Source organism: Streptomyces sp. NPDC059010 (genome assembly GCF_042740355.1).
In the GTDB taxonomy this organism is placed as follows: domain Bacteria; phylum Actinomycetota; class Actinomycetes; order Streptomycetales; family Streptomycetaceae; genus Streptomyces.
Window position 1 is genome coordinate 210,511 of sequence record NZ_JBHYJA010000013.1, and the last position, 8,271, is coordinate 218,781.

Sequence of the window (8,271 nt, forward strand, 5' to 3'; positions counted from 1 at the left end):
GGTCACTGTGCCCCACGCCGACGGGTGGGGCACAGGCGGTGTTCCGGGAGGTCAGTCCGTCCGTCGCCCGCGGTTGCCGGGCCTTGACGCCACCCACGCCCGGACCGTGTCGGGGTACCAGTAGGGCTTGCCGCCCTCCACATGGTCGGGCGGTGGCAGCAGCCCGTGTTTGCGATACGACCGCACGGTGTCCGGCTGCACCTTGATGTGTGCCGCGATCTCCTTGTAGGACCAGAGAATTCGGTCGGTCATCGGTTGTACCTCCCTGCGTGCGCCGCGGCGGCGACCGGGGGCGGTCGTCGGGGGGACCGGGCGCTGCGCTGGCGATCACAAAGTTCCGTGACCGGTCAACGACACAGAGTGAGTGCGGGGCAGGGGCTGTGTGCGGGGTGTGACGCAGGGTCCGCGTACATGTGACATGCGTGACAGGAGCGGTGCGCTTGTGACAGAGGTGCAGCAGACGCGCTCGCCGGGGCAAGGGCGTGGTGAGTTGACACAACGGTGGGCCGGACCCGCTGCGCCGGGCCCGACCCACCAGCTCCCCCGCATCCTGCGGCTCCGCCGAGGGCCACAGACTGCATTCAGCCGAGCTCGTGGGTCTTGGAAAAATGCGCACCGCGGTCGGATGCGAGGACAAGACTCGTCGCCTCGCCCGCCAGCCGGTCCGACGCCGGCGTCCCGACCGGCACCTCTCGCGCCGCCGTGAACTCGCGCGGGGTGCACCCGGTCATCGCCTTGAACTCGCCGCTCAGATGCGCCTGGTCGTAGAACCCGCAGGCCGCCGCCGTCTCCGCCTGACCGCGCCCCGCCGCCAGCAGCCTGCGTGCCCGTTGCAGCCGCAGTACGCGGGCCGCGGCCTTCGGGCCCAGCCCGATCTGCTCCCGGAACCGGTTCTCCAACTGCCGTACGCTCCACCCCACCTCGTCGGCGAGCCGCGGTACCGGCACCGAACCGCCCGTGCGCACCAGCTCCGCCCAGGCCCGCACCACCCGCGCCGAACAGGGCGTACCCGCCCGCGACCACCGCGCGAACACATCGTCCAGCAGCCCGAACCGGTCCGCCCAGGTCGGCAACGCGGCCAGCGCGGCGGCGAGTTCGCCGACGCGGGTGTGCAGGGCGTGCGGCAGATCGTCGGGATCGACGGTGCGGTTGGCGAGTTCGTACTGCGGCGTCCCGAACAGCGTGAACGCCGCCCACGGCATCAACAGCACCTCGATACCGCCGAGCCGCCCACCGTGCTCACCGACGGCCGGGGTGGTCGTGGGCCCGCAGTACACGCAGACGAGGGTGTCCGGAGGGCGGCCGGGGCGGGTGATCCGTACGGGTTCATCGAACCCGAGCAGCAACGTCGCCGCCCCGATCGGCACCTCCAGTCGCCGCCGAGGCCGGTCCAGAGCAAGCCGCACCCCGCGATAACTCATCACCCCGGGCCGCAGCCGGGGATGGGGCAGGGCCTGAGCGACCTCCCAGGAACCCCAGGCCCCGTGCCCCGACCGAACACGCACGGGACTGGTCATCCCCCCATCCTGCAACGCCCTTTCAAGGGGCGCGGGGAACTGCGCGACAAGCCACACACAACCCGCACGCGCACAACCACAGAACCCGGCACCCCACTAGGCGCCCATCACGCCCCGCACGACCTCAAAAAGGCCCGAGTCCGCCGAGCGATGGGCAGCGGAGCGTCCGGCGCACACGGATACATGTCCTGCTCCACGATCGCGAACAGGTCGACATCCAGCTTCTGCGCAGCCTCCAGCACCGGCCCCAACGCCGGCACCCCCGAAGGCGGCTCACACATCACGCCCTGAGCGACGGCCGGCCCGAACGGCGTCCCCTTGGCCCGGACATCGGCAAGGATCTCGGGGTCGACCTGCTTGAGATGCAGATACCCGATCCGCGACCCGTACGTCTCGATCAGCTTGACGCTGTCCCCGCCGCAGTACGCGTAGTGCCCGGTGTCCAGGCACAACGACACCACCGACGAGTCCGTCCCGTCCAGGAACCGGACGACGTTCTCCTCGCTGTCGATGTGGGTGTCGGCATGCGGATGGACGACGATCTGCAAGCCGTACCGCTCCCGCACCTCCCGCCCCAGCCGCTCGGTCAGCGAGGTGAGATTGCGCCACTGCTCCGGCGTCAACGTGTCCGGCTCCAGCACCTCACCGGTCTTGTCGTCCCGCCAGAACGACGGGATGACGACCAGATGCTTCGCGCCCATGGCCTGCGCCAGCACCGCGTTGTCCGCGACATGCGCCCAGGTCTTCTCCCACACGGCCTCGCCGTGGTGCAGCCCCGTGAACACGGTGCCGGCCGACACCTTCAGCCCGCGTCGGCCCACTTCCTCGGAGAGCACCGCGGGGTCGGTCGGCAGATACCCGTACGGGCCCAGCTCGATCCACTCGTAGCCGGACTCGGCGACCTCGTCGAGGAAGCGCAGCCAGGGGACCTGGGCGGGATCGTCGGGGAACCACACACCCCATGAGTCGGGAGCCGAACCGATCCGGATGCGGGACAGTGAGGACTGAGGTGACAACGACGTCATGGCGGTCAGCTTCCGTGCGCACGGCAAGCGCTGTCAAGGTCTGGTCCGAATGTCTGGACAAAACATTGACAGGGGTGTGCGCGCCGGACTAGAAAGCCGGGAGAGCCGATACGAAGGGAACGCGATGGCGTACGACCTGATCACCATGGGGCGGATCGGAGTGGACCTCTACCCGCTGCAGACCGGTGTCCCGTTGCCGCAGGTCACGTCCTTCGGCAAGTTCCTCGGCGGCTCGGCGACGAACGTCGCGGTCGCCGCGGCCCGGCTGGGACGGCGCACCGCGGTGATCACCCGCACCGGCGACGACCCCTTCGGCGCCTATCTGCACGAGGCACTCCAGGGCTTCGGCGTGGACGACCGCTGGGTCACCCCCGTCCCCGGCCTGCCCACCCCGGTCACCTTCTGCGAGGTCTTCCCGCCGGACGACTTCCCGCTGTACTTCTACCGGCGGCCCAAGGCCCCGGATCTGGAGATCGACGCCCATGAGCTCGACCTCGACGCCATCCGCGAGGCCCGGATCTTCTGGGTCACCGGCACCGGCCTGAGCGAGGAGCCGAGCCGTACGGCGACGCTGGCGGCGCTCGCCCACCGCGCCAAGTCGGGCACGACGGTCTTCGACCTCGACTGGCGCCCCATGTTCTGGAAAGACACAGCCTGGACGGACCCGGACGCCGCCCGCACCTTCTACGCCGAGGCCCTCAAGCACACCACCGTCGCCGTCGGCAACCTCGACGAGGTGGAGGTCGCGACCGGCGTACGCGAGCCCCATGCCGCCGCCCGCGCACTCCTCGACGCCGGTGTCGAGGTCGCCGTCGTCAAGCAGGGGCCGAAGGGTGTCCTCGCCGTCAACAGCGCGGGCGACCAGGCGGAGGTCCCGCCGCTGCCCGTGCACGTCCTCAACGGCCTCGGTGCCGGTGACGCCTTCGGCGGCTCGCTCTGTCACGGGCTGCTCGAAGGCTGGGGCCTGGAGAAGGTCATGCGGCACGCCAACGCGGCCGGCGCCATCGTCGCCTCCCGTCTGGAGTGCTCCTCCGCGATGCCGACGCCGGACGAGATCGAGGCCGCCATCGCCGCGGGAGCCGTCAAGTGAGCGTCGACATCGCGGAGCTCGTCCGCCTTCGCACCCAGCATCCCGAGGCGATCGCCGAGGCCGCCGCCCGCCGCACCCGGCGGCCCCTCCTCGGCGACTCCGGCCGGCTGATGATCGTCGCCGCCGACCACCCGGCCCGCGGCGCCCTCGGCGTCGGCGACCGGGGCCTCGCCATGGCCAACCGCGCCGACCTGCTCGAACGCCTCTGCCTGGCGCTGTCCCGCCCCGGCGTGGACGGGGTCCTCGCGACCGCCGACATCCTGGACGACCTGCTCCTGCTCGGCGCCCTCGACGGCAAGGTCGTCATGGGCTCGATGAACCGCGGCGGGCTGGCCGGGGCGTCCTTCGAGATGGACGACCGCTTCACCGGCCACCGCCCCGAGGACATCCAGCGCCTCGGCTTCGACGCGGGCAAACTGCTCCTGCGGATCGACTACGACGACCCGGGCTCCCTCACCACCCTGGAGTCCACCGCCCGCGCCATCGACGACATGGCCGCGCGTCGGCTCCCGGTCTTCGTCGAGCCGTTCATCAGCCACCGCACCCCGCAGGGCAGGGTCAGGAACGACCTGTCCGCCGAGGCCGTCACCAAGTCCATCGCCATCGCCTCCGGCCTGGGCGGCACCTCCGCCTACACCTGGCTGAAGCTGCCGGTCACCGACAACCCCGACGACATGGCCGAGGTCATGGCGACATCGACGCTGCCGGCCGTACTCCTCGGCGGCGAGGTCGGGGACGACCAGGAGGGGGCATACGAGAAGTGGCGCGGCGCGCTCCAACTGCCCACCGTGCGGGGCCTGGTGGTCGGCCGTTCACTGCTCTACCCGGCGGACGGGGACGTTGCCGCCGCGGTGGACACTGCCGTAGGACTGCTGTGAGGTCCCCATGACCACGAGCCGTATGTTCCACCCCCAGATCGCCTCCGGCGCGGGTAGCCGCTTTGCTTTGGCAGGAGCGAAGTGCGAGCGAAGACTCCCCGCCCGCTACGGCCCCGCGCCGGAGGTCCGTCGAGTCGTACGGGGTGGTGGATCCGTACCAGAGGGGCGGATCCGCTTCCATCCGGCTCACCCGGAGAACACAGGGGGGTACCGATGACCTCGACGACGAGGCTCACGGTCGCACAGGCGCTCGTCCGCTTCCTGTCCGCCCAGCACACCGAGCGTGACGGCGTACGACAGCGCCTGATCGGCGCCACCTGGGGCATCTTCGGCCACGGCAACGTCGCCGGGATCGGCCAGGCGCTGATCGAGTACGCCGATGTCATGCCGTACCACCAGGGCCGCAACGAGCAGGCGATGGTGCACGCGGCGGTCGGCTACGCCCGGCAGTCGGGCCGGCTGTCCACGCACGCGGTGACCACCTCCATCGGCCCGGGCGCGACCAACCTCGTCACCGGCGCCGCCCTCGCGACCATCAACCACCTCCCGGTCCTGCTCCTCCCCGGCGACGTCTTCGCCACCCGCCCCGCCGACCCGGTCCTCCAGCAGCTCGAAGTGCCGTACGCCGGCGATGTGTCGGTCAACGACTGTCTGCGCCCGGTGTCCAGGTACTTCGACCGGATCACCCGCCCCGAAGCCCTGATCCCGTCCGCCCTCCAGGCCATGCGGGTCCTCACCGACCCCGTCGAGACCGGCGCGGTCACCCTGGCGCTTCCACAGGACGTGCAGGCCGAGGCGTACGACTGGCCGGACGAGCTCTTCGCCGAGCGCACCTGGGTGGTCCGCCGTCCGGGCGCCGATCCGACCGAACTCGCCGAGGCGGTAACGGCGATCAGGTCCGCCCGCCGGCCCCTGGTCATCGCGGGCGGCGGCGTCCACCACAGCCGCGCCGAGGCGGCCCTCGCCGAGTTCGCGGAGGTCACCCGCATCCCGGTCGCCTCCACCCAGGCCGGCAAGGGCTCCCTGCGCTTCGACCACCCCCAGGACGTCGGCGGCGTCGGCCACACCGGCACCGCGACCGCCGACGAACTCGCCCGCACCGCCGACCTGGTGATCGGCGTGGGGACGCGCTACACCGACTTCACCACCGCCTCCGGCACCCTCTTCGCGGGCGACGGCGTCCGCTTCCTCAACCTCAACATCGCGCCCTACGACGGCCACAAGCTCGCCGGGATGCCGCTGATCGCGGACGCCCGCAGCGGCCTGGCGGAACTGACCGCGGCCCTGGGCATGCACGCCCACCGGGTCGCCGACAGCTACGTCACCGAGTACACCGAGGACAAGGAGCGCTGGGAGCAGCGCGTCGACGCCTGCTACGAGGCCGACGAGCCCGACGTACGGCCGACGCAGCCGCAGGTGCTGGGCGCCCTGGACGCGATCGTCGACGAGACGGACGTGATCATCAACGCGGCCGGCTCCCTCCCCGGCGATCTGCACAAGCTGTGGCGGGCGCGCTCGCGGGACCAGTACCACCTGGAGTACGGCTACTCCTGCATGGGCTACGAGATCCCGGCCGCGATCGGCGTGAAGCTGGCCGCGCCCGAGCGCAACGTGTGGGCGCTGGTCGGTGACGGCACGTATCTGATGATGCCGACGGAGATCGTGACCGCCGTGCAGGAGGGCGTCGCGATCAAGGTGTTGCTGGTGCAGAACCACGGGTACGCGTCCATCGGCGGCCTGTCGGAGGAGACCGGCGCCGAGCGCTACGGCACGGCGTACCGCCACCGCGCGGACGACGGCACGTTCACCGGCGCCCCGCTCCCCGTCGACCTGGCCGCCAACGCCGCGAGCCTGGGTATGCGGGTGCTGCGTGCGAAGACCGTGAGCGATCTCCGCGAGGCGCTCGCCGAGGCCCGCGCGGCCGACACTCCCACATGTGTCTACGTCGAGACCCAAACGGCAGACACAGTGTCGGGCGCGCCGCCCGCGCAGGCCTGGTGGGATGTTCCCGTGGCCGAGACCGCGACCCGACCGTCGGCGGTCAAGGCACGTGAGCTGTACGAACGGCACGTCTCCACCCGACGCCGCCATCTGTGAAGGAGTAACCGGTCATGACGAAGATCGTCAACCACTGGATCGGCGGCAAGACCGCCGAAGGCGCGTCGGGCACGTTCGGGCCGGTCACCGACCCGGCGACCGGCGCGGTCACCACGAAGGTCGCCTTCGCCTCCGTCGAGGAGGTGGACGCCGCCGTCGCCGCCGCCAAGGAGGCGTATCTGACCTGGGGCCAGTCCTCGCTGGCTCAGCGCACCTCGATCCTGTTCAAGTTCCGCGCCCTGCTGGACGCCCACCGCGACGAGATCGCCGAGCTGATCACCGCCGAGCACGGCAAGGTGCACTCCGACGCGCTCGGCGAGGTCGCCCGCGGTCTGGAGATCGTCGACCTGGCCTGTGGCATCAGCGTGCAGCTGAAGGGTGAGCTGTCGACGCAGGTCGCCAGCCGTGTCGACGTCTCGTCCATCCGGCAGCCGCTGGGTGTCGTCGCGGGCATCACGCCGTTCAACTTCCCGGCGATGGTGCCGATGTGGATGTTCCCGATGGCCATCGCGTGCGGCAACACCTTCGTGCTGAAGCCGTCGGAGAAGGACCCGTCGGCGTCGATCAAGATTGCCGAGCTGCTGGCCGAGGCAGGGCTGCCGGACGGCGTGTTCAACGTCGTGCACGGCGACAAGGTGGCCGTCGACCGCCTCCTGGAGCACCCGGACGTCAAGGCGGTCTCCTTCGTCGGCTCGACCCCGATCGCCCGCTACATCCACACCACCGCCTCCGCCAACCACAAGCGCGTCCAGGCCCTCGGCGGCGCCAAGAACCATATGCTGGTCCTGCCCGACGCCGACCTGGACGCGGCCGCCGACGCCGCCGTGAGCGCGGCCTACGGCTCGGCGGGCGAGCGCTGCATGGCCATCTCCGCGGTCGTCGCGGTCGGGGCGATCGGCGACGAGCTGGTGCAGAAGATCCGCGAGCGCGCCGAGAAGATCAAGATCGGTCCGGGCAACGACCCGACCTCCGAGATGGGCCCGCTGATCACCGCCGTCCACCGCGACAAGGTGGCCTCCTACGTCGCGGGCGCGGCGGCCGAGGGCTGCGAGGTCGTCCTGGACGGTTCGGCGTACACCTATGAAGGCGCCGGCTTCGAGGACGGCCACTGGATCGGCATCTCGCTGCTCGACAAGGTGCCCACCACCGCGAAGGCCTACCAGGACGAGATCTTCGGCCCCGTGCTGTGCGTGCTGCGCGCCGAGACCTACGAGGACGGCGTGGCGCTGATCAACAGCTCGCCGTTCGGCAACGGCACCGCGATCTTCACCCGGGACGGCGGCGCCGCCCGCCGCTTCCAGCTGGAGATCGAGGCCGGCATGGTCGGCGTCAACGTGCCGATCCCGGTCCCCGTCGGCTACCACAGCTTCGGCGGCTGGAAGGACTCGCTCTTCGGCGACCACCACATCTACGGCAACGACGGCACGCACTTCTACACCCGCGGCAAGGTCGTCACCACCCGCTGGCCCGACCCGGCCGACGCCCCCACCGGCGTGGACCTGGGCTTCCCGCGCAACCACTGACACCGAGCGCCGCTGTTGGCGCCGAGCGTCCGGGGGGGGGGGCGGCGCCGGCGGGGCGCCCCCGGTTGTGTGTGGGCGCGCGGGGGGGGCGCGCCCGCGCCCGCCCCCCCGGGTGGGGGGTGGGGGGCGGGGGTGAGGTGG

7 protein-coding genes and 1 pseudogene are annotated in these 8,271 nt (G+C 71.2%); 5 read left to right on the forward strand and 3 right to left on the reverse strand.

Translation table 11 applies throughout. The features are described from left to right. Positions 1-51: 51 nt before the first annotated feature. The 3 genes from ACFWYS_RS16520 to ACFWYS_RS16530 all read right to left on the reverse strand — a co-directional run bounded on the left by ACFWYS_RS16520 (position 52) and on the right by ACFWYS_RS16530 (position 2,542). Positions 52-252 (reverse strand): helix-turn-helix transcriptional regulator, encoded by a 201-nt coding sequence (locus ACFWYS_RS16520; protein ID WP_384768458.1) that lies wholly within the window; start codon positions 250-252, stop codon positions 52-54. A 329-nt stretch (positions 253-581) separates the two neighbouring features. Beyond that, entirely contained in the window at positions 582-1,517 is a 936-nt protein-coding gene (locus ACFWYS_RS16525; RefSeq protein WP_384768461.1) for a helix-turn-helix domain-containing protein, read from the reverse strand. A 107-nt stretch (positions 1,518-1,624) separates the two neighbouring features. Then, positions 1,625-2,542 carry a sugar phosphate isomerase/epimerase family protein gene (locus ACFWYS_RS16530; RefSeq protein WP_384768464.1) on the reverse strand — a complete coding sequence of 306 codons (918 nt, stop codon included), beginning with the start codon at positions 2,540-2,542 and terminating at the stop codon, positions 1,625-1,627. A 124-nt stretch (positions 2,543-2,666) separates the two neighbouring features. Between ACFWYS_RS16530 and iolC the strand changes: the two genes are divergently transcribed. The 5 genes and pseudogenes from iolC to mmsA all read left to right on the forward strand — a co-directional run bounded on the left by iolC (position 2,667) and on the right by mmsA (position 8,130). Then, on the forward strand, positions 2,667-3,632 hold the full coding sequence (gene iolC / locus ACFWYS_RS16535; protein ID WP_384768467.1) for a 5-dehydro-2-deoxygluconokinase: 966 nt from the start codon (positions 2,667-2,669) through the stop codon (positions 3,630-3,632). Further along, a complete protein-coding gene (locus ACFWYS_RS16540) occupies positions 3,629-4,510 on the forward strand; it encodes a deoxyribose-phosphate aldolase (protein WP_384768470.1) in 882 nt (293 codons plus the stop codon). Before iolC ends, ACFWYS_RS16540 begins: the two co-directional genes overlap by 4 nt. A 34-nt stretch (positions 4,511-4,544) precedes the next feature. After that, a pseudogene (locus ACFWYS_RS16545) lies at positions 4,545-4,664 on the forward strand (5-deoxy-glucuronate isomerase); the annotation flags it as partial. Between the two features lie 59 nt (positions 4,665-4,723). Continuing rightward, positions 4,724-6,607: a 3D-(3,5/4)-trihydroxycyclohexane-1,2-dione acylhydrolase (decyclizing) gene (gene iolD, locus ACFWYS_RS16550; RefSeq protein ID WP_384768473.1), complete on the forward strand. Its 1,884-nt coding sequence runs from the start codon at positions 4,724-4,726 to the stop codon at positions 6,605-6,607. 14 nt (positions 6,608-6,621) lie between these two features. Next, on the forward strand, positions 6,622-8,130 hold the full coding sequence (mmsA, locus tag ACFWYS_RS16555) for a CoA-acylating methylmalonate-semialdehyde dehydrogenase (RefSeq protein ID WP_384768476.1): 1,509 nt from the start codon (positions 6,622-6,624) through the stop codon (positions 8,128-8,130). The last annotated feature ends 141 nt before the right edge of the window (positions 8,131-8,271 follow it).

Bases quoted from the DNA above. Each gene is read 5' to 3' on its own strand.
- ACFWYS_RS16520 (WP_384768458.1), bottom strand. From the start codon at position 252: ATGACCGACCGAATTCTCTGGTCCTACAAGGAGATCGCGGCACACATC.
- ACFWYS_RS16525 (WP_384768461.1), bottom strand. From the start codon at position 1,517: ATGACCAGTCCCGTGCGTGTTCGGTCGGGGCACGGGGCCTGGGGTTCC.
- ACFWYS_RS16530 (WP_384768464.1), bottom strand. From the start codon at position 2,542: ATGACGTCGTTGTCACCTCAGTCCTCACTGTCCCGCATCCGGATCGGT.
- iolC (WP_384768467.1), top strand. From the start codon at position 2,667: ATGGCGTACGACCTGATCACCATGGGGCGGATCGGAGTGGACCTCTAC.
- iolD (WP_384768473.1), top strand. From the start codon at position 4,724: ATGACCTCGACGACGAGGCTCACGGTCGCACAGGCGCTCGTCCGCTTC.
- mmsA (WP_384768476.1), top strand. From the start codon at position 6,622: ATGACGAAGATCGTCAACCACTGGATCGGCGGCAAGACCGCCGAAGGC.